The sequence below is a fragment of the Stenotrophomonas maltophilia group sp. RY12688 genome (genome assembly GCF_052149045.1).
Taxonomy (GTDB): domain Bacteria; phylum Pseudomonadota; class Gammaproteobacteria; order Xanthomonadales; family Xanthomonadaceae; genus Stenotrophomonas; species Stenotrophomonas sepilia.
The window spans coordinates 3,882,508-3,901,895 of sequence record NZ_CP197389.1; the positions used below are offsets into that span (position 1 = coordinate 3,882,508).

Annotated in this window: 17 protein-coding genes; 5 read left to right on the forward strand and 12 right to left on the reverse strand. The window is 67.4% G+C overall.

All coding sequences use genetic code 11. The features are described 5' to 3' along the window. The first annotated feature begins 126 nt into the window (after positions 1 to 126). Positions 127 to 1,710, forward strand: a complete 1,584-nt coding sequence (gene purH / locus ACS0OT_RS18005) for a bifunctional phosphoribosylaminoimidazolecarboxamide formyltransferase/IMP cyclohydrolase (RefSeq protein ID WP_095378198.1) — start codon at positions 127 to 129, stop codon at positions 1,708 to 1,710. A gap of 61 nt (positions 1,711 to 1,771) precedes the next feature. Next, the gene (gene purD, locus ACS0OT_RS18010) at positions 1,772 to 3,055 is read left to right on the forward strand and encodes a phosphoribosylamine--glycine ligase (RefSeq protein ID WP_235646049.1); all 1,284 of its coding nucleotides are present in this window, start codon (positions 1,772 to 1,774) and stop codon (positions 3,053 to 3,055) included. A gap of 134 nt (positions 3,056 to 3,189) precedes the next feature. Here the strand turns inward: purD and rpoH are convergent, their stop codons facing one another. The 6 genes from rpoH to rhlB form a co-directional block, all read right to left on the reverse strand. Then, positions 3,190 to 4,065, reverse strand: a complete 876-nt coding sequence (rpoH, locus tag ACS0OT_RS18015; protein ID WP_005411269.1) for an RNA polymerase sigma factor RpoH — start codon at positions 4,063 to 4,065, stop codon at positions 3,190 to 3,192. Positions 4,066 to 4,343: 278 nt separating this feature from the next. Next, the gene (gene ung / locus ACS0OT_RS18020) at positions 4,344 to 5,057 is read right to left on the reverse strand and encodes a uracil-DNA glycosylase (protein WP_005419723.1); all 714 of its coding nucleotides are present in this window, start codon (positions 5,055 to 5,057) and stop codon (positions 4,344 to 4,346) included. Beyond that, positions 5,054 to 5,896: a response regulator gene (locus ACS0OT_RS18025; protein WP_005411271.1), complete on the reverse strand. Its 843-nt coding sequence runs from the start codon at positions 5,894 to 5,896 to the stop codon at positions 5,054 to 5,056. The genes ung and ACS0OT_RS18025 overlap by 4 nt, the downstream gene beginning before the upstream one ends. 7 nt (positions 5,897 to 5,903) lie before the next feature. Next, the gene (gene ftsX / locus ACS0OT_RS18030) at positions 5,904 to 6,851 is read right to left on the reverse strand and encodes a permease-like cell division protein FtsX (protein ID WP_235646047.1); all 948 of its coding nucleotides are present in this window, start codon (positions 6,849 to 6,851) and stop codon (positions 5,904 to 5,906) included. A 3-nt stretch (positions 6,852 to 6,854) separates the two neighbouring features. Beyond that, a complete protein-coding gene (gene ftsE, locus ACS0OT_RS18035) occupies positions 6,855 to 7,541 on the reverse strand; it encodes a cell division ATP-binding protein FtsE (protein WP_005419728.1) in 687 nt (228 codons plus the stop codon). A gap of 115 nt (positions 7,542 to 7,656) precedes the next feature. Next, positions 7,657 to 9,381 carry an ATP-dependent RNA helicase RhlB gene (rhlB, locus tag ACS0OT_RS18040; protein WP_065178837.1) on the reverse strand — a complete coding sequence of 575 codons (1,725 nt, stop codon included), beginning with the start codon at positions 9,379 to 9,381 and terminating at the stop codon, positions 7,657 to 7,659. Positions 9,382 to 9,890: 509 nt separating this feature from the next. On the opposite strand from rhlB, the gene trxA reads away from it, so the two are divergent. The 3 genes from trxA to ACS0OT_RS18055 all read left to right on the forward strand — a co-directional run bounded on the left by trxA (position 9,891) and on the right by ACS0OT_RS18055 (position 13,982). Further along, a complete protein-coding gene (gene trxA, locus ACS0OT_RS18045) occupies positions 9,891 to 10,220 on the forward strand; it encodes a thioredoxin (RefSeq protein WP_005411275.1) in 330 nt (109 codons plus the stop codon). Positions 10,221 to 10,448: 228 nt separating this feature from the next. Continuing rightward, positions 10,449 to 12,197 (forward strand): transcription termination factor Rho, encoded by a 1,749-nt coding sequence (gene rho / locus ACS0OT_RS18050; RefSeq protein WP_053498291.1) that lies wholly within the window; start codon positions 10,449 to 10,451, stop codon positions 12,195 to 12,197. Between the two features lie 210 nt (positions 12,198 to 12,407). Further along, entirely contained in the window at positions 12,408 to 13,982 is a 1,575-nt protein-coding gene (locus tag ACS0OT_RS18055) for a sensor domain-containing diguanylate cyclase (protein ID WP_005419756.1), read from the forward strand. 39 nt (positions 13,983 to 14,021) lie between these two features. Here the strand turns inward: ACS0OT_RS18055 and ACS0OT_RS18060 are convergent, their stop codons facing one another. The 6 genes from ACS0OT_RS18060 to ACS0OT_RS18085 all read right to left on the reverse strand — a co-directional run bounded on the left by ACS0OT_RS18060 (position 14,022) and on the right by ACS0OT_RS18085 (position 19,210). Beyond that, on the reverse strand, positions 14,022 to 14,924 hold the full coding sequence (locus tag ACS0OT_RS18060; protein WP_442255924.1) for an energy transducer TonB: 903 nt from the start codon (positions 14,922 to 14,924) through the stop codon (positions 14,022 to 14,024). A gap of 80 nt (positions 14,925 to 15,004) precedes the next feature. Further along, positions 15,005 to 16,735, reverse strand: coding sequence for a bifunctional isocitrate dehydrogenase kinase/phosphatase (gene aceK / locus ACS0OT_RS18065; protein ID WP_065178841.1), 1,731 nt, complete (start codon positions 16,733 to 16,735; stop codon positions 15,005 to 15,007). A 146-nt stretch (positions 16,736 to 16,881) separates the two neighbouring features. Continuing rightward, positions 16,882 to 17,241: a hypothetical protein gene (locus tag ACS0OT_RS18070; protein ID WP_005419760.1), complete on the reverse strand. Its 360-nt coding sequence runs from the start codon at positions 17,239 to 17,241 to the stop codon at positions 16,882 to 16,884. Between the two features lie 53 nt (positions 17,242 to 17,294). Beyond that, a complete protein-coding gene (locus tag ACS0OT_RS18075; RefSeq protein ID WP_065178842.1) occupies positions 17,295 to 17,711 on the reverse strand; it encodes a roadblock/LC7 domain-containing protein in 417 nt (138 codons plus the stop codon). Next, a complete protein-coding gene (locus ACS0OT_RS18080) occupies positions 17,704 to 18,252 on the reverse strand; it encodes a GTP-binding protein (protein WP_065178843.1) in 549 nt (182 codons plus the stop codon). The genes ACS0OT_RS18075 and ACS0OT_RS18080 overlap by 8 nt, the downstream gene beginning before the upstream one ends. Beyond that, on the reverse strand, positions 18,245 to 19,210 hold the full coding sequence (locus ACS0OT_RS18085; protein WP_065196830.1) for a hypothetical protein: 966 nt from the start codon (positions 19,208 to 19,210) through the stop codon (positions 18,245 to 18,247). The genes ACS0OT_RS18080 and ACS0OT_RS18085 overlap by 8 nt, the downstream gene beginning before the upstream one ends. Positions 19,211 to 19,388 lie beyond the last annotated feature (178 nt).

Below are 19,388 nucleotides of genomic sequence, written 5' to 3' on the forward strand. Positions count from 1 at the left end.
GCCCCCGTCCAGACGGTGCTGAAGGCGGCCACAGGCCATCGGTGCGGGTTGATTGCCACCACCAGCGCCCGCCATCGGCCGCCACCGCCTACAATATCGGCCCCGCTCCGCTGCCGATTCTGTCCCATGACTGCTGATCTGTTGCCCGTCCGCCGGGCCCTCCTCTCCGTTTCCGACAAGACCGGTCTGGTCGAGCTGGCCACTGCGCTGGCGGCACGCGGCGTGGAGCTGCTTTCCACCGGCGGCACCGCCAAGGCGATCCGCGAGGCGGGCCTGGCAGTGAAGGACGTGGCCGAGGTCACCGGTTTCCCGGAAATGATGGACGGCCGGGTCAAGACCCTGCACCCGATGGTGCACGGCGGCCTGCTGGGCCGCTCCGGCCTGGATGACGCGGTGATGGCCGAGCACGGCATCGGCGCCATCGACCTGCTGGTGCTGAACCTGTACCCGTTCGAATCGGTCACCGCCAAGGCCGACTGCACCCTGGCCGACGCGGTCGAGAACATCGACATCGGCGGCCCGGCCATGCTGCGTTCGGCGGCCAAGAACTTCGCCCGCGTGGCAGTGGCCACCGACCCGTCGCAGTACCCCGAGCTGCTGGCCTCGCTGGAGGCCAACAACGGCCAGCTGACGGCTGCCACCCGCTTCGCGTTCTCGGTGGCCGCGTTCAACCGCGTCGCCCAGTACGATGCGGCGATCAGCAACTACCTGTCGGCGGTCACCGCCACCGACGCCGCCGTGCCGGCCCGTGCCGAATACCCGGCGCAGATGAACTCCACCTTCGTGAAGGTGATGGACCTGCGCTACGGCGAGAACCCGCACCAGAGCGGCGCGTTCTACCGCGACCTGTACCCGGTCCCGGGCACGCTGGCCACCTTCCAGCAGCTGCAGGGCAAGGAGCTGAGCTACAACAACCTGGCCGATGCCGATGCGGCGTGGGAATGCGTGCGCCAGTTCGATGCGCCGGCCTGCGTCATCGTCAAGCACGCCAACCCGTGCGGCGTGGCCGTCGGCGCCGGCAACGGCGATGCCTACGAGCTGGCCTACGCCACCGACCCGACCAGCGCCTTCGGCGGCATCATCGCCTTCAACACGCCGCTGGACGCCGCCACCGCCAAGGTGATCCTGGACCGCCAGTTCGTGGAAGTGCTGATTGCCCCGGACTACGAACCGGCCGCGCTGGAGTACGCGCAGAAGAAGGCCAACGTACGCGTGCTGCGCATCCCGCATGGCGACGGCCTGAACAACTTCGACAGCAAGCGCGTCGGCTCGGGCCTGCTGCTGCAGTCGTCAGACAACCGCGGCATGACCCGCGACGAGCTGAAGGTGGTCAGCAAGCTGGCGCCGACCGACAAGCAGTTCACCGACCTGCTGTTTGCCTGGAAGGTGGCCAAGTTCGTGAAGTCCAACGCGATCGTCTATGCCAAGGACAACCGCACCATCGGTGTCGGCGCCGGCCAGATGAGCCGCGTGTACTCGGCCCGCATCGCCGGCATCAAGGCCGCCGACGCGAACCTGGTGGTCGAGGGTTCGGTGATGGCCTCCGATGCGTTCTTCCCGTTCCGCGACGGCATCGATGCCGCCGCTGCCGCCGGCATCAAGGCGGTTATCCAGCCGGGCGGTTCGATGCGCGATGCCGAAGTGATCGCCGCCGCCGACGAACATGGCCTGGCCATGGTGTTCACCGGCGTGCGCCACTTCCGCCACTGATCCGCATCACCAAGCCGGGCCCTGCCCGGCTTTTCTTTTCCGTATCCGAGAACCCTGTCCCATGAAGATCCTCGTCATCGGCTCCGGCGGCCGCGAACACGCCCTGGCATGGAAGCTGGCCCAGTCCTCCCGTGTCACCGACGTGATCGTGGCGCCCGGCAACGCCGGTACCGCCAGCGAAGACAAGTGCCGCAACGTGGCGGTGAAGGTGACCGATATCGACGGCCTGCTGGCGCTGGCCCAGGCTGAAGGCGTGGCGTTGACCGTGGTCGGCCCGGAAGTACCGCTGGTGGCCGGCGTGGTCGACCGCTTCCGCGCCGCCGGCCTGCGCATCTTCGGGCCGACCGCCGCCGCCGCGCAGCTGGAAGGCAGCAAGGCCTACGCCAAGGACTTCCTGGCCCGCCACAACATCCCCACCGCGTTCTATGCCGTGCACACCGACGTGGACGCTGCCCTGGCCTACATCCGCGAGAAGGGTGCACCGATCGTGGTCAAGGCCGATGGCCTGGCCGCCGGCAAGGGCGTGATCGTCGCAATGACGTTGGCCGAGGCCGAAGACGCGGTGCGTGACATGCTCTCCGGCAACGCGTTCGGCGATGCCGGCGCCCGCGTGGTGATCGAGGAATTCCTCGATGGCGAGGAAGCCAGCTTCATTTCGATGGTGGACGGCGTGCATGCGCTGCCGATGGCCACCTCGCAGGACCACAAGCGCGTCGGCGACGGCGACACCGGCCCCAACACCGGTGGCATGGGCGCGTACTCGCCGGCGCCGGTAGTGACGCCGGAGGTGCATGCACGCGTGATGCGCGAAGTGGTGAACCCAACCGTGCAGGGCATGATCGCCGACGGCATCCCGTTCACCGGTTTCCTCTACGCCGGCCTGATGATCGATGCCAGCGGCGCGCCGAAGGTAATTGAATTCAACGTGCGCTTCGGCGATCCGGAAACCCAGCCGGTGATGCTGCGCCTGCAGTCGGACCTGGTCGAGCTGGTGGAAGCGGCGATTGATGGCCGCCTGGACCAGGTAGAAGCGCAGTGGGATGCGCGCCCGTCACTGGGCGTGGTGCTGGCCGCGAGGCCCTACCCGGAAGCGCCGATCACCGGTGATGTGATTTCCGGCCTCGGCGACGTGCCGGCCAGCGCCAAGGTGTTCCATGCCGGTACGGCATTGGATGCGCAGGGCCAGGTGGTCAGTGCCGGTGGCCGCGTGCTGTGCGTGGCCGCACTGGGCGACAGCGTGCGCGACGCACAGGCCAATGCCTATGCCGGCGTGGCCAAGGTGAGCTGGGCCAACGCGTTCCACCGCACCGACATCGGCTGGCGCGCGATCGCACGCGAGGGCTGAGGCCGCGCCGCAGCCACGCATGGCGTGGCTCTACTGACACTGGGTAGATCCACGCCATGCGTGGATGAGGACGCCACCGAAAAGAAAAGGCCCGGCAATGCCGGGCCTTTTCCTGGCTTCAACGCCATCCCGCCTTACGCGGTGAACAGCGCCTTCATCTTCTTCAGCGCGTTCGCCTCGACCTGGCGGATGCGCTCGGCGGACACGCCGTACTCGTCGGCCAGCTCCTGCAGCGTCACCTTGCTGTCGGCATCCAGCCAGCGACGACGGATGATGTCGCGCGAACGCGCATCCAGTTCGGCCAGGCCTTCGCGCAGCAGCTGCATCTGGTTGTCTTCGCTGTCCTCGCGCTCGTAGGCCATCGACGGGTCTTCGTCATCGGCAACCAGGAACGCAGCCGGCGACGGCGGGGCGTGCTCGTTGTCCTCGTCGGTCGGCGCATCGAAACCGATATCGCGACCGGACAGGCGCGACTCCATTTCCATGACCTCGCGCTCGGACACGTTCAGGTCCTTGGCCACCGCGCTGACTTCAGCCGCGTTCATCCAGCCCAGGCGCGTCTTCGACTTGCGCAGGTTGAAGAACAGCTTGCGCTGCGCCTTGGTGGTGGCGACCTTCACGATGCGCCAGTTCTTCAGGATGAACTCGTGCATTTCGGCACGGATCCAGTGCACGGCGAAGGAGACCAGGCGCACGCCCATGTCCGGGTCGAAGCGCTTGACCGCCTTCATCAGGCCGATGTTGCCTTCCTGGATCAGGTCACCCAGCGCGAGGCCGTAGCCGTTGTAGCCGCGGGCCACGTGCACCACGAAGCGCAGGTGCGAATGCACCAGCTCGCGGGCGGCGTCCAGATCGTTGCCGTCGCGGAAGCGACGGGCCAGGTCCTGTTCGTCATCGACCGACAGCACCGGGATCTGGTGCACGGCACCGATGTAGGCGTCCAGCGAACCGAGCGCACTGGGAATCGGGAGATTGTTTGCCACAAGGGCAGTAGAGGTGTTCTGGCTCATAGGCACCCATCTTAGCAGTCCGGGATTTGGACTGCTAAAGGAGGAAAAAGTTCCAGCATCCTATTGATGCAACACTGGTCCCAAACAGAGCCCTACCGTAGCGCGATTTGATGACAGTGGCGAGCATGCTTTTCGGGATTCACAATCCCTTGGAATTCAAGCAATTACCTGGCAGAAACCGGCCGATTTCAGTCAAGCGGAGCTGAACGGGCCGTTCTGCAGACCCATTCAGGCCCGGAGACGTTGCCCGGTGTTCAGGCCCAGCAGCCCGACGGTGCTCAGAGCGCCGAACGCGGCGGCAGCGACCAGTCGATCGGGGCCTGGCCGCGGCGCTGCAGGTACTCGTTGGCCATCGAGAAATGCCGGCAGCCGAGGAAGCCACGATGGGCCGACAGCGGCGACGGGTGCGGCGACTTCAGCACGCGATGGCGACGGGTGTCGATGACCTTGCCCTTCTGCTGCGCATAGGCGCCCCACAGCATGAACACCAGGCCTTCGCGTTCGCGGTTGAGCACATCCACCACGTGATCGGTGAAGCCCTCCCAGCCACGTCCCTGGTGGGCACCAGCCTTGCCCTCTTCCACCGTCAGCACGGCATTGAGCAGCAGCACCCCACGTTGCGCCCACGGAATCAGGCAGCCGTGGTCCGGGCGCGGGATGCCGAGATCGCTCTCGATCTCCTTGTAGATGTTCAGCAGCGACGGCGGCACCGGCACGCCCGGCGGCACCGAGAAACTCAGGCCATGCGCCTGGCCGCGGCCGTGATACGGGTCCTGCCCGAGGATCACCACCTTCACCTGCTCGAACGGCGTGGCGTCGAACGCGGCGAAGATCTGCGGGCCGGGCGGGAACACCGCCGCGCCACTGGCCTTGCGCTGGCGCAGGAAGCTGGACAGCTCGCGCATCTGCGGCTGCAGCAGGTAATCGCCGACATGCTGCTTCCAGCTCGGTTCCAGCTGGATCGTCGGGGTGTCGGCTACTTCATCCATCATCGAATCAGGGGTCCATCGTTCAATCGGGCCAGGCGCAGCTGGAACAGCACCTTGGTGACCAGCAGCCGCTCTTCGATCGGCTTGAGCACCAGGTCATTGGCACCGGACTGCAGCAGCCCGGTCTGGTTGTGCGGGTTGCCGTCACCGGTCATCACCAGCACCGGCAGGCGGCGCTTGCCGTAACCGAAGTCCACGCGCACGCGCTGCACCACGTCGCGCCCGCTCAGTTCGCCCTTCAGGGTGACATCGGTCAGCACCAGATCGATGCGGTGGCGGCTGCGGCCCAGCGACTCGGCAGTGAGCAGGGTGAATGCCTCTTCGGCGCTGACCACGTGCAGTACGTTCAGCTGCTGCCGCTCAAGCATGCGCTTGGTGGCCTCGGCCACCACGCGGCTGTCCTCGATGTAGAGGATGGTGGCGCCGGGGATGGTCTGCGGCTGCACATAGCCACGGATGAAGGTCGCCAGTGCCTCATGGCCCAGCGCCTTGTCGAAATAGTCGGTGACGTACTCGGTGAAGCGACGCTGCTCCAGGTGCTGCTGGGCATCGCCGGACACAACGATCACCGGCACATAGGCCTGGCCGGCGGCTTCGCGCACCATCCGCGCCAGCGCCAGGCCGTCGCCATCGCGCAGGGTCAGCGAGGTCGTCACCAGGTCCACCGGGCCTTGCGCCAGCGCCTGCTGCGCATCCTCGATGCTGTCGCAGCCGATCACCTCCACGCCCGGCAGGTCACGCTGCAGGACATCGGCGATCAGCTTGCGGACCAGCTTCGAACCATCGACCACCATCACCCGCGTCGCGGGCCCTTCAAGGTGCTTCAGCGCTTGCGGTTGCATGCCGGTCTCAGGTGTCGGTCGGGCGGGTCTGGCGGAGGAAGTGGCCGGTCACCAGCCAGGCGCCCAGCCAGCCCAGCAGCAGCGTGCCGACCAGGACCAGGCCGCCGTGCAGCAGGTCCAGGCCATGCAGCACGAACGGGCTGCCGTAGCTGCGCGAGAGTTCGGCCAGCGGCACGCGCAGGGCGGCACCGGCGGCGCCGATCAGGGCCAGCGCTACTGCGCCGGCGCCCAGCCCGTACCACGCGCCCAGGTACAGGAACGGGCGGCGGATGAAGCCATCGCTCGCGCCGAGCAGCTGCAGCACGCCGATCTCTGCGCGACGGGCCTGGATGTCAAGGCGCACCGTGTTGCCGACCACCAGCGCGGCGCCCACGCCGAGCAGCACCGACAGCACCTGCACCAGCCGTGCACCGAACGCCAGCCAGGCGTCCAGGCGCTGGCGCCACAGCGCATCGTGCTGCACCAGGTCGGCCTCGGGCAGGCTTTCCAGCGCGCGTGCCAGGCGTGCGTCGTCCTTGCCCTGGCCCGGGGTGATCACCAGCAGCGAGGGCAACGGATTGTCGTTGAGCGCATCGATCGCCTCACCGAGGCCGGCATCGCGCAGTTCCTGCAGGCCCTGCTCGGGTGTGCGCACATTCACTTCGGCCACGTCATCGCGGTCGCGCAGCTGGCCGGCCAGGCGAAGCGCACCGGGACCATCGATGTTGCCCTTCAGGAACACGTTGATGTCGCGCGACTGCTGCACGCTGCCGGCGAACTGCTTGAGGTTGTCCAGCGCGATCGACAGCCCCAGCGGCAACGCCAGGGCCAGCGCCATGACCATCACGGTCAGCAGGGTCGCCCACGGCTTGCGGCAGGCGCGGCCCAGGCTGAACACCACGCTGTGCACGTGGTGCTGGAACCAGACGCCCACGCGCGACGGGGCGGCGGCTTCGCTGTTTTCGTTCTTCGCCATCGGTTACTCCGCCAGGTCCTGCGGCGAGATGTCATCCACCAGCCGGCCGTGGTCGAGGATCAATACGCGCTTGCGCATGCGGCGCAGCAGCGGCAGGTCGTGGCTGACCACCAGCACGCTGGTGCCGCGCGAGGGCAGCTCGGCGAACAGGGCCATGATCTCCGCTGCCAAGGTCGGGTCGAGATTGCCGGTCGGCTCATCGGCCACCAGCAGCTTGGGCTCGCCGACGATGGCACGGGCGATGCCGACGCGCTGCTGCTCGCCGGCCGACAACTGCGAGGGCAGTGCCTTCTCACGATGGCCCAGGCCCATGCGCTCGAGCACTGAACGCACGCGCTTGTTGATGTCGCCACGGCGGGTACCACGCAGGATCAGTGGCAGCGCCACGTTCTCGGCAATCGAGCGGTCCATCAGCAGGCGGTGGTCCTGGTAGACCGCCCCCACCGCGCGTCGGTGGCGCGGCACGTCGCCGCCGCGCACCTTCAGCAGGTTGCGCTCGTCGAACACCACCGCGCCACGGCTGGGCCGCTCGTCGAGGTGGATCAACTTGAGCAGCGTACTTTTGCCCGCACCGGAATGGCCGGTGACGAACAGCATCTCGCCCGGCGCGACCTCGAAGCTGACATCGGTCAGTGCCTCGTGGCCACCGGCGTACTGTTTGCTGACATTGTCGAAGCGCAGGACACTCATGCCCCGATTATGCAGGACCGGCGCGACGGCGTGGAGATGGTCACGGGATCGGTAGTGCCGGCCGCTGGCCGGCACGCCCATGAAGCCACCCGACCAACGGTCGGGTGCTACAGGATCAGTTGCCCGACAGCATCCGGCGGATCTTGCGGCCGATGCGGGTCAGGAACGAATCGCCGGTATCGGCGGCGGTACGCACCGGCTTGGCCACCACCTGCACCGGGGTCACCGGGCTCGCGCCGTTGCCGGCGTTGGCCTGCACGCCCTCGGCACCCTCGACCGGACGGCCATGGCGACGACGACGGCGCTTGCGCGGCTTGTGCTCACCATCCACGGCACCTTCCGGTGCGCCTTCGGCGCGCGGCGGGCGCGGCGGACGCGGGGCCGTGGCGGCGGCGCCTTCAGCACCGGCGACCGGGGCGGCAGCGCCCTGCTCGCCTTCCACGCGCGGCTTGCGCGGGCCGCGCGAACGGCGTTCGCCGCTGCGCTCGCCGTCACGGCCACCACGACCACCACCACTGCCGGAACGACCGCCACTGCGGCCACCACCCCGACGCTCTTCCTCGGCGGCGCGGGCTTCGCGCGCTTCACGGAAGATCTGGCCGACGCTTTCGTTGTCCTCGCCTTCCTCGCCTGCAGCCGGGGCCGGGCGTTCCGGGCGCGGCAGCGGCGTCAGCAGTTCCTTGGTGACCGGCTCGGAGGGAATCTTCTGCTCGATGTAGGCCTCGATGTCCGGCAGGCCCATCGCGTAGCGTTCGCAGGCGAAGCTGATCGCATCACCTTCTTCACCCAGGCGCGCGGTACGGCCGATGCGGTGCACGTAGTCTTCGGCATCGAACGGCAGGTCGTAGTTGTAGACGTACTTGATGCCATCGATGTGCAGGCCACGGGCGGCGACGTCGGTGGCCACCAGGATTTCCAGCTGGCCCTTCTGGAAGCGGTTGAGCAGGCTCTCGCGCTTCTTCTGCGGCACATCGCCGGACAGCACGCCGACACGGTAGCCGGCCTTCTCCAGCGAGCGGGCGACGCGCTCGACGAACACCTTGGTGTTGACGAACACCATGGTCCGCGCGCCTTCGCTGCGCGACAGCAGGCCCAGCAGCAGCGGGATCTTCTCGTCGTCGGCCGGGAAGTAGATGCGCTGGCGCACGCGGGCAGCGGTGATGGTCTCGGCTTCGACCACCAGCTTCTGCGGCTCGTTCATGTGCTCGTAGGCCAGCTCCAGCACGCGATGGCTGAGGGTGGCGCTGAACAGCAGGGTCTGGCGGATGGTGCGTTCCGGCATGCGGCGCAGCAGGAAGCGGATGTCCTTGATGAAGCCCAGATCGAACATGCGGTCGGCTTCGTCGAGCACGCAGATCTCGCAGGCATGCAGCGAAACCACCTTGTGCTGCTTGACGTAGTCGATCAGGCGGCCCGGGGTGGCGATGATCACGTCCACACCCTGCTGCAGCAGCTCGCGCTGCTTGTCGTAATCCACGCCACCGTAGACCAGGGCGAAACGCAGGCCCAGGTCGGAACCGAACTTCACCGCATCCTTGTGGATCTGGATGGCCAGCTCACGGGTCGGGGCGAGGATCAGGGCGCGGGGGTCTTCCGGCTTGCGGTCGGCCAGCGCCGGACGGGTCAGCAGGCGGTTCACGACAGCGACCAGGAAGGCCAGGGTCTTGCCGGTACCGGTCTGGGCCTGGCCGGCAACATCACCACCGGGCAGCGCGACCGGCAGGGTCAGCGCCTGGATCGGGGTGCAGCGGGTGAATCCGGCTCCTTCAAGGCCGGCCTGCAGGGCCGGATGCAGCTCGAAGGAGGAAAAGGTCAAATCGGTCAGCGGTTTGTCGCTCATGAGTCCGTCTTGGTATGGCCGCCGGCCCTTGGGGCGGCTGGCACTTCAGCGTCTAGGGGAACCGTCGCAAACTGCGGCCCCTGCGGCGGGTTGGCAGGCCGGGACCCCTCGGTCCGTGCGCCGCACAATGTCCCAGTTTAACGCACTCGGGCAGGCAAACCGGAATGCGGTGTCTCACGGCACCCGGAGACGCCACCTTCACCCAGCCACACTGGACTTGAACGGCCCGGTCTGGGGCGCTGGTGTCGCGCACTGCCAGCCCCATGTACAGGAGGACAGTGAAATCCGACACATACCGGGCATCGAAGCGATCACGATACGCTGGGTTCCAGACGGCGCCTGTCCCTGCCCCGCGATAGGGGTACACTGCCGGCCGTGAGCGTCCAGGCATCCCGCCGAACGCACCGCGGCAGTGCGCCGCGAGGCAACGACGAGGGTCGCGCCACCGGGCAAGGCCCAGTTCACCCACCTCCGGCATGGCCGGGTGCAATCCAAGACGAGAAACCAAGATGAGCGACAAGGTTGTACATGTCGGCGACGCCGACTTTGATAGCGCAGTACTGAATTCCAAGGAACCGGTGCTGGTCGATTTCTGGGCCGAGTGGTGTGGCCCCTGCAAGATGATCGCCCCGGCGCTGGACGAGCTGGCCGATGCCTACCAGGGCCGCGCCAAGATCGCCAAGGTCAACGTTGACCACAACCGTGCGCTGGCCGCGAAGTACCACGTGCGTTCGATTCCGTACCTGGTCGTGTTCAAGGATGGCGAGAAGGTCGGCGAGCAGATCGGTGCGGTGGGCAAGGCCCAGCTGGCCGGCCTGCTGGACAAGGCCCTGGCCTGATCCTGCCGGTCTCCGGCAGCCGCCGAGCGCGGCTGCCGGCGGGCGCACCACGCCCATGATGAATGCTGTTCCCGGCGACCCTTGCATGGCGCCGCAGGCCGATGATAGTGTCGGCATATCCGGCCGCGTTCGCGTGCCGCACCCTCTGGACGCAGTTTCTTCCAGACCCATTCCCAACGTTCGCCGCCCCAGCCGGGCGCTCGCACCGTCAAGCGAGGAATAACGCTCTTGTCCGATAACACTTCCGAAACCGGCAGCGCTGATGCGCCCGCCGAAAAGCGCGTGCGCAAGCCCCGCGTGAGCAAGGCCGCCGCCCCGGCAGCCGCAGAAACCAGCGCCGCTCCGGCGCAGCCGACCCTGCCGCTGGCCGCCGCGCCCGAAGCACCGGCGCCGGCCGCAGCACCTGCGCCGAGCGCGCCCGCCGCCGAGGCCCCTGCCAGCAGTGGCGGTGGCGAGGGTGGCGAGGGCCGCGAATCCGGCCAGCCGCGGCAGCAGAATCACCAGGGGGGTGGCCAGAACCAGGGCCAGAACCCGTACAACCAGAACGGCCAGCAGGGCCAGGGGCAAGGTCAGGGCAACCGACGCGACCGCTTCCGCAACCGCCGCGACCGTGACCGCAACAACCGCTTCCGCGACGATGGCATGTCCAATGACGGCGGCGAACAGCAGCCGTTCGTGCCGCGCCCGCACGCCAACGTGCCCGAGGGCTTCCCGGTGTACTCGCTGAGCGACCTCAAGCGCATGCCGGCACAGAAGCTGCTGGAAATCGCCGAGCAGCTGCAGATCTCCGAAGGCGTGGCCCGTGCCCGCAAGCAGGACGTGATCTTCGCCCTGCTGAAGGTGCTGACCCGCCACGGTGACGGCGTCGCCGCCGATGGTGTGCTGGAAATCCTGCCGGATGGCTTCGGTTTCCTGCGCGCTGCCGAAGCCAGCTACCTGGCCGGCCCTGACGACACCTACATCTCGCCCAGCCAGATCCGCCGCTTCAACCTGCGCACCGGCGACCACATCTCCGGCCGCATCCGCTTCCCGAAGGACGGCGAGCGCTACTTCGCGCTGAACATCGTCGACACCATCAACGGCGAGCCGATCGAAGCGTCGAAGAACAAGGTGCTGTTCGAGAACCTGACCGCACTGTTCCCGCGCCGCCGCTTCACCCTTGAGCGTGGCAACGGTTCGTCGGAAGACATCACCGGCCGCATCCTCGACCTGATGGCGCCGCAGGGCAAGGGCCAGCGCTCGCTCATCGTGTCGCAGCCGAAGGCCGGCAAGACGATGATGATGCAGCAGGTCGCCACCGCCATCACCACCAACCATCCGGACGTGCACCTGATCGTGCTGCTGATCGACGAGCGCCCGGAAGAAGTGACCGAAATGCAGCGCACCGTGCGCGGCGAGGTCATCAGCTCGACCTTCGACGAGCCGGCCGCGCGCCACGTGCAGGTGGCCGAAATGGTCATCGAGCGCGCCAAGCGCCTGGTCGAGCACAAGAAGGATGTGGTGATCCTGCTCGACTCGATCACCCGCCTGGCCCGCGCCTACAACAACGTGGTGCCGAGCTCGGGCAAGGTGCTGACCGGTGGTGTGGACGCCAACGCCCTGCACCGCCCGAAGCGCTTCTTCGGTGCCGCGCGCAACGTGGAAGAAGGCGGCAGCCTGACCATCATCGCCACCGCGCTGGTCGACACCGGCTCGAAGATGGACGAGGTGATCTACGAAGAGTTCAAGGGCACCGGCAACAGCGAAGTGCACCTGAGCCGTCGTATCGCTGAAAAGCGCGTGTTCCCGGCCATCGACATCAACCGTTCCGGTACCCGCCGCGAAGACCTGCTGATCGAACCGGAACTGCTGCAGAAGATCTGGATCCTGCGCAAGCTGCTGCATCCGATGGACGAAATGGCCGCGATGGAATTCCTGCTCGACAAGATGAAGAACACCAAGTCCAACGACGAGTTCTTCGGTTCGATGAAGCGCTGATCCGCGCCATTGCATCGAAAAGAACCTGCCGCCCGCTGCGGCAGGTTTTTTTTTGCCTGCAGGGCGACCTGTTTCACTTTGCCGCCGCCGACTTTTGGCGATAATTCGCCCGATACCCTGCCCGGCCCCAAGGGCGTGGCCACCGATTCCCGCTGTCGCCCCTTCCGGAGAATCCGGTCGGGTCCAGCCTCCTGCCGGATCCGTCGACGCATGCGAACGCTGTCCCCCCGCCTCAACCTGGGCAAGCTGATCCTCGCCCTGGCCCTGCTCAGCGCCATCATCGCCCTGGCCAATACCCTGCTGGCCAGTTACCGCGTGCAGCGCGACCAACTGGTCGGCAACACCCTGGAAGCCAACCGCGTCTATGCCACCAAGCTGGCCGAGACCACCCAGAATTTCCTGCTGGCCGCGCAGCAGGAGCTGGCCTACGCCGCCACCCGGCTCGGCCAGAATGATCTCGATCCGGCACAGGCCCAGGATGAAGCCAGCCGACTGCAGCTGCAGACCAACAGCTTCAACTCCTCGCTGGTGGTCGACGCCGACGGCCTGGTGATCGCCACATCGCCGCAGACCCTGCAGCTGCAGGGCGAGATCCTTCACAGTGCCGGCAACAACGCCGCACTGGCCGCGCGCCAGCCGATGATCAGCGATCCCTACCAGTCGACCACCGGCAAGCTGCTGGTCTCGCTGTCGCACCCGATCTTCGATCGCCAGGGCCGCTATCGCGGCTACGTCAGCGGCACCCTCTACCTGCGCCAGCGCAGTGCGCTGCACACGCTGCTGGGCAAGCACTACTACCGCGACGGCTCGTACCTGTACGTGGTGGACCGCAATGGCCGCCTGCTGTACCACGCCGATGGCAAGCGGGTCGGCGACTACGTGGTCGGCAACCCGGCGGTGAAGGCAGTCGTGCGCGGTGAACGCGGTGCGCAGCAGGTCCGCAACAACCTGGGCGTATCGATGCTGGCCGGCTATGCACCGGTGCCGGCCACCGGCTGGGGCATCATCGCCCAGCGGCCGACCGAGGCCACGCTGCAGCCATTGTCACGGTTGATGACCGCGGTGATCTGGAATGCGATCCCGCTCGGCCTGCTGTCACTGCTGGTCACCTGGTGGTTCGCCCGTCGCATCTCGATGCCGCTGTGGCAGCTGGCGCGAAACGTGCAGGGTGGCGAGGACACCGGCAACGCGATCAGCCACGTCAGCGGCATCCGCGCCTGGTACTTCGAGGTGGCCCAGCTCAAGCAGGCCGTGCTGCACAGCTTCAACGCGCTGCAAGACCGCATCGGCACGCTCAGCCGCGCCAACCGTACCGATCCGCTGACCGGCCTGCTCAATCGCCGCGGCCTGCAGCAGGCGCTGGATGCGCTGCAGGTGCAGGGCATTCCGTTCGCGATCCTGGCGCTGGACATCGATCGCTTCAAATCGATCAACGACAGCCATGGCCATGACGTCGGCGACGCGGCCATCGTCCATATCGCCGACCAGATGCGCCGCTACTCGCGCGACAGCGACATCCTCTGCCGTGCCGGCGGCGAGGAATTCCTGCTGCTGTTGCCGGGCATCAGCACCGACTCTGCGCGCCAGGCCGGCGAGCGCCTGCGCCAGCACATCGCCGATCATCCGTTCGAGCCGGTCGGCACCATCACCGTGTCACTGGGCGTGGCCCACTTCCCCAGCTTCCATGTCGATGCCGAGCAGGCGCTGCGGCTGGCCGACAAGGCCCTGTACATGGCCAAGGAACAGGGCCGCAACCGGGTGGTGGTCTACCCGTACGCGGACTGAAAAGCGGCCGGCCTGGCCGACCGCTTCACCGCGCCGGGCTCAGCGCTGCGCCAACGGTGTCAGCAGGCGCAGGCCGCGCTGGGTGCCATCGACCATGTACACGCCCCCGGCAGGCAGCAGATCACTGCCCACCTGTTCGACGGCATCCGGCTTGCGCCACGGTGCGGCCTGGCGCGGGCCGGGGATGTAGGCACGCCAGCGGCCATAGCGCTCCGGCTGGGCATTGCCGTTGCTGCCGGTGTCGCTGTTCAGGGCGAAGTTCACCGGCACGCGTACGGTCCAGAAGTCGCGCGTGCTGTTCTCGCCGGTCGTGGGCGGGACGAAGGTCCACTTTCGGGCGCCGCTGATGCTGGCCTTGGCGAGCAGGTCGCGCATCTTGGCCAGGGTCCGCTCCGGCGCGACCACGGTCATGTTCACCTGTTCGGCAATGACGTCGGCCACGGTCCCGTCGCGGGCCACCTTGACCAGCAGCAGCACATCACCCTGCCCGCCACTGCGGAAGACATCCTCGGGGTAGCGCGGTGGCGGCATGTTCTTCCGGGTCACCGAATCGGTAGCCTTCGGGTCATACTCACTGAAGTCGACACTGGTCATGCTGACCTGGTAGCTGCCGTCGTCCTGCTGCTTGCCACGCAGGCGCACCCGCAGTGGTGCGTGGACCGCCACCGGCTTGCCATCGCGCAGCGTCGGCTCGAACTGCCATCCACGGATGGTGCCCTCCACGAACGATGCAATACCCGGTGCGAGCATCGCCTGCTGGTCCAGGACCAGCGCGCTGACCGAGCCGTCGGCCGCCACATCGATACTGCCCGCCACCGCCATGCTCATCTCGGCGGTGGCGCGCACGGCGCGCGCGTTCTGGGCGACGGCCTCGGATGGCAGCAGCGGGGCACCTGCGGAGAACGCCAGGGCCAGCGCAAGGAACAGGGGGGAACGCATCATTGCCGGATCCGTGGTGATGAAGTGAGCACCGAGCGTACCGCAGTCCTGACCGGACCGGCACGTGCTTCACGCCACGCCGTTCAGGCCAGGCGATGGGCCGCCGCGTAGGGCGGCGTATCCGGATAGTTCCCCTCGGCGAAGCGCGCCTGCAGGTCCTGCCACCACGCCGGATCGAACAGGTGCCGGTAGTGCTCCCCCACCGCCGCCAGTTCGCTGGCGGGCAGCCCCATGAACGGGCCGAAGCGCTCGGGAAACACGTCGCGTGGACCGACATGGAACCAGGGTTCATCGGCCATGGCTTCCTCCGGCGTACGCGGCTGCGGCCATGCGCGGAACACGCAGTCGCTGACCAGGCACAGCTCGTCGTAGTCGTAGAACACGGCCCGGCCATGTCGCGATACGCCGAAGTTCTTCGGCAGCATGTCGCCGGGGAAGATGTTGTTGCGCGCCATGTCGGTGATCGCCTGCGCATAGTCGAGTACCGCTGCGCGCACCGCCTCGCCCCCCTGCTCGCGCAGGTACAGATTCAATGGCCGGAAACGGCGCTGCACGTAGCACAGTGCGACTTCCACATGGTCGCCATCGACCCGCACGGTCTGCGAGCATTGCTGCAGCAACTCCTCCAGCAAGGCCGGTGCGAAGCGGTCGCGCGGGAAGCGCAGGTGGCGATACGGCTGCGCATCGAGCAGGCGGCCGACGCGGTCGAGGTTGAACACCAGCGCGTACTTCTCTTCCACCTGCTGCCGCGACATCGCCTTGGGCCACGCGAAGCGGTCGCGGATCAGCTTGAACACCAGCGGATAGCTGGGCAGGGTGAACACCGCCATGACCATGCCAGGTGTGCCTTCGGCGGGCACCAGCCGCTCCTGCGGATGCTCGTTGAAGTGGCGGAAGAAGGTGCGGTAGCGCTCGGTCTTGCCCTGCTTGGCACGGCCCAGCACGGTGTAGATCTCATCGATGGGCTTGCCCGGCAGCAGGCTGCGCAGGAACACCACCGCATCGCCCACCGTGGCAAGGTCGGCCTGGAAATAACTGCGCGACACGCCGAACAGATGGGCGACGTCGCGGCGCCGGGTCAGCACCGCGTCGGCGCGCAGTCCACGCTCATCGTTGACCAGCGCGATCACGCAGGGTGAGAACCGGTGCTCGCCGAACACGCGGCCCACCAGGTAGGCACGGCGCTCGCGATAGAACACGGTGTCGAGCAGCTCGATGCTGCGCACCGGCGTATCGCCCCAGTGGGCCAGATCGTCCTGCAGGCGCACGGCGATGGCCGCCGCGCAGCGCAGCTGGTGCGCATACGGAATGTCGAAGCGGTAATCGGCCAACACGCGCTGCAGGGCCTCCACCGGCCGCGTGGGTGAAACCGCGTAGGTATGCCGCGCAACCGGATGGGTGATCGCATCGGACGGCTCGACGTCAAAGGCGATGAACTCCAGCGCCGGGTCCACGCCACGGGTGGAGAACAAGCGCCGCGACAGTGTGTTGTAGAAGGTCTTGTACAGTTCGGCATCGATCAGCCCCCGCAGCAATGCGCTGTAGCGTGCATGCACCTGCAGCCACAATGCGCGCTCCCCGATTGCTTCGCCGGCAAGGCGCCGCAGTGCATCCATCTGTTCGGCAATGCACAGGTCGTACAGCGCGATGCGCTCGACTGCATCCTGGCGCGCAGCCGCCCAGTCGCGCTGCTCGAAACGCTGCCGCGCACGAGCGGTGATCGTCGCAAAGCGGGCGTGGTACTGCTCGAAGCCAGCGTGGATGGCGCCAGCGATGCGCGACGCCAGCTCGGCATCGATATCAGGCTCGGACATGCAGGACTCAGCCGGGAGGACCGGCTTCACCATACGCTGGCGTGTGCAATGGCGTCGAGTGCGAAGGTAGTGCCGGCCGCTGGCCGGCAGCACCTGGACCGTCGATGGATCGATGCAGACGCCGGCCAGCGGCCGGCACTACCGGCTCAGATCGCCAGTTCGGCCTCCACGTCCTGCACCTTGCGTCGGGCCAGTGCAAGGTTGGACTTGGTCCGGTCCAGCACGATGTAGAAGAACAGTCCCTTCTTCTTCGCGACCGGTCGCATGATGTGGTACGCCTTGCCCAGCGAGATCAGGATATCCTCGATGCTGTCATTGAGGTTCAACGAGGCGGCGGTCTTCATCTTGGCCCGGATCACTTCGGTGTTGCCGGCAGCGGCCACCTCCATGTCCATGCCGGCACCGGCTTCGCCCAGCAGCATGCCGCTTTCGTAGTCGACCAGCGCCACTGCCTGCGCGCCGTCGATGCCCATCAGTGCGTTCAACGATTCATTCAATCCAGCCACGTCGCACCCCTTGTCGATGTTGGTTCGAGCCCCTCGTTCCCCTGCGGCCGGGCTCACGATCCGCCGAGTTCGGCCAGGATCGCCTGGCCACATTCCCTGCTCTGCCACAGCACCTGCCCGATCACGCTGCGCTGGTCGCAGGCCGCCATCAGCAGCAGCGGTGCACGTCCCTCGGCCTGGATCGCCAGCATCAGCACCTTCCCGCCCATCGCTTCCAGCATCAGCGTCTGCAGATCGCCCAGCAGCAGTTCGCGCCCCACCGCTGCGGCCAACGCCAGCATCGCGCTGGTCATCGCCGCCAGCCGTTCGCCGCGTCCTTCGGCACCGGCGCTGACCAGGGCAAAGCCATCGACGCTGGCCAGCACCACCGTGCGCACGCCCTCCACCCGCTGCTGCAGGTCCTGCAGCAGCGGCTGCAGGCGCTCACGCTGGCCCGCATCGGGCAGTACCGCCATCTGCCCGTCACCCATGCGCGGCCACCAGTGCGTGTGCTTCCATTTCGCTCATCAGTACATCCATCAGCAGCAGTCCCTGTTCGCGGTCACGGGCATCCACGGCCAGTAGCGGCAGCGGCTGGTCATCGAGGCAGGCACGGGCGGCCCAGTCATCCAGCGCCGCCTGTGGCGCCTGGTCCAGGTGGGTGACCGCCACGACCAGTGCCAGGGATGATGCGAACGGCTGCAGCACCTGCAGGTAGTCCTGCAGCTCGCTGGCAATGCCGACGCGACGTGCGTCCAGCAACAGCACCGCGCCCCGTGCACCCTGTAGCAGGATCGGCCACAGGAAATCGAAACGCTGCTGGCCGGGCGTTCCGTACAGACGCAGGCGTTCTCCGTTGGGCAGGTCGATGTCTGCATAGTCCAGCGCGACGGTGGTGGAGGCCTTGTCGGCACCGAGGCGATCACTGTTGGCCACATCGGTGTCGACTACCGCGCCGGCCGCGATGCTGCGCACCAGCGTCGACTTGCCGCTGCCCATGCCGCCCAGCACCACCACCTTGTGCTCACGCATTGCGCTCACTCCCGCGCAGGTGCCGCCACAGGCGGGCAAGCAGTCCGTTGTCGGTGCGGGTGCCACCGGTCGCCATCATCGGCGCCGCCGGGGCGGCCTGCAGCTGCGCGTAGCCACACAGGTAGGCCGCGTGGATGAAATCGCGAACGGCCGCCGCCGGCAGCTCAAGCAGCATCGCGCATTCTTCAACCGTGCACGCGCGCTTGAGCAGCAACGAGCACAGGCGGAATCCATCGTGGTCGTGCCCCAGGACGCGGAAATCCGGCCAGCGCAGCAGCTTCACCGAAGCGCCGCGCAGGCGTTCGTCCAGTGCCTGCCAGTGGCGGCTGCGTTGCGCCCATTGCCACAACAGCGGCCGCAGCGGCTGGCGTGTTCGCTCACCAGCCAGCGCCTGCAGGCGCATTGGCGTCAGTGCATCCAGCTGCAGGCGTTCGAAAGCATCGGCCAGGCGCTCCACCAGCGCGCTCGCGGGTTCCTGCAACAGCACGGCCTGGTCGTGCTCCAGATCCATCAGCAGCAAAGGCTCGCCCGCATCACTCAACAGTGCCTGGCCATGGCGCAGCGGCAACCGCTCGCGCAGCAGGCGGGTGATGGCGTGTGCGCCATCGGCCAGACGTATCAGCGCGGGTGCGGGCATGGCCAGGGGCTCCGGTGCCAACTGCATGCGACGCAGCGCGCGGCCGATGGCACCGTCGTCGAGCACATCCTGGTGTCCGTCGCCGTCGCGCAGTTGGCCGCCGTTGTCCTCGATCCAGCATTGCAGGCGCGGTCGCTGCTGGCGCATGCGCTGGGCCGCGTTGCGCAGTGCCGGGGTATCGCGGATGACCAGCAGGTCGCAATCGTCCAGGTCCCGGCTGCGGCGGACCTGGCCGTCCGGCAGTGCCGACGCCAGGCGCAGCCGTTGCAGCAGGGCCTGCTCGCCCTGGATATCGGTTCCCACTACCAGCACGCGTGCCATCCGTGTCCCCGGGCGACCACCTCCCCGGTGGTCTCGCGTCGCCAAGGCTAGGGCATCGCCAGCGGCAGCCGTCGTGATCGACTGCTCAGATCGGGAGCGGTTGCAGGCGGTGTCCGATCGGTTCTGCGACTGCTATCGCGGGCAAGTTTCATGCCCCGTTGACGGCATTCCGACAGCC

What these genes read in the sequence shown, in the direction of transcription:
- purH (WP_095378198.1), top strand. Translation starts at nt 127, where the DNA reads ATGACTGCTGATCTGTTGCCCGTCCGCCGGGCCCTCCTCTCCGTTTCC.
- purD (WP_235646049.1), top strand. Translation starts at nt 1,772, where the DNA reads ATGAAGATCCTCGTCATCGGCTCCGGCGGCCGCGAACACGCCCTGGCA.
- rpoH (WP_005411269.1), bottom strand. Translation starts at nt 4,065, where the DNA reads ATGAGCCAGAACACCTCTACTGCCCTTGTGGCAAACAATCTCCCGATT.
- ung (WP_005419723.1), bottom strand. Translation starts at nt 5,057, where the DNA reads ATGATGGATGAAGTAGCCGACACCCCGACGATCCAGCTGGAACCGAGC.
- ACS0OT_RS18025 (WP_005411271.1), bottom strand. Translation starts at nt 5,896, where the DNA reads ATGCAACCGCAAGCGCTGAAGCACCTTGAAGGGCCCGCGACGCGGGTG.
- ftsX (WP_235646047.1), bottom strand. Translation starts at nt 6,851, where the DNA reads ATGGCGAAGAACGAAAACAGCGAAGCCGCCGCCCCGTCGCGCGTGGGC.
- ftsE (WP_005419728.1), bottom strand. Translation starts at nt 7,541, where the DNA reads ATGAGTGTCCTGCGCTTCGACAATGTCAGCAAACAGTACGCCGGTGGC.
- rhlB (WP_065178837.1), bottom strand. Translation starts at nt 9,381, where the DNA reads ATGAGCGACAAACCGCTGACCGATTTGACCTTTTCCTCCTTCGAGCTG.
- trxA (WP_005411275.1), top strand. Translation starts at nt 9,891, where the DNA reads ATGAGCGACAAGGTTGTACATGTCGGCGACGCCGACTTTGATAGCGCA.
- ACS0OT_RS18055 (WP_005419756.1), top strand. Translation starts at nt 12,408, where the DNA reads ATGCGAACGCTGTCCCCCCGCCTCAACCTGGGCAAGCTGATCCTCGCC.
- ACS0OT_RS18060 (WP_442255924.1), bottom strand. Translation starts at nt 14,924, where the DNA reads ATGATGCGTTCCCCCCTGTTCCTTGCGCTGGCCCTGGCGTTCTCCGCA.
- aceK (WP_065178841.1), bottom strand. Translation starts at nt 16,735, where the DNA reads ATGTCCGAGCCTGATATCGATGCCGAGCTGGCGTCGCGCATCGCTGGC.
- ACS0OT_RS18075 (WP_065178842.1), bottom strand. Translation starts at nt 17,711, where the DNA reads ATGGGTGACGGGCAGATGGCGGTACTGCCCGATGCGGGCCAGCGTGAG.
- ACS0OT_RS18080 (WP_065178843.1), bottom strand. Translation starts at nt 18,252, where the DNA reads ATGCGTGAGCACAAGGTGGTGGTGCTGGGCGGCATGGGCAGCGGCAAG.
- ACS0OT_RS18085 (WP_065196830.1), bottom strand. Translation starts at nt 19,210, where the DNA reads ATGGCACGCGTGCTGGTAGTGGGAACCGATATCCAGGGCGAGCAGGCC.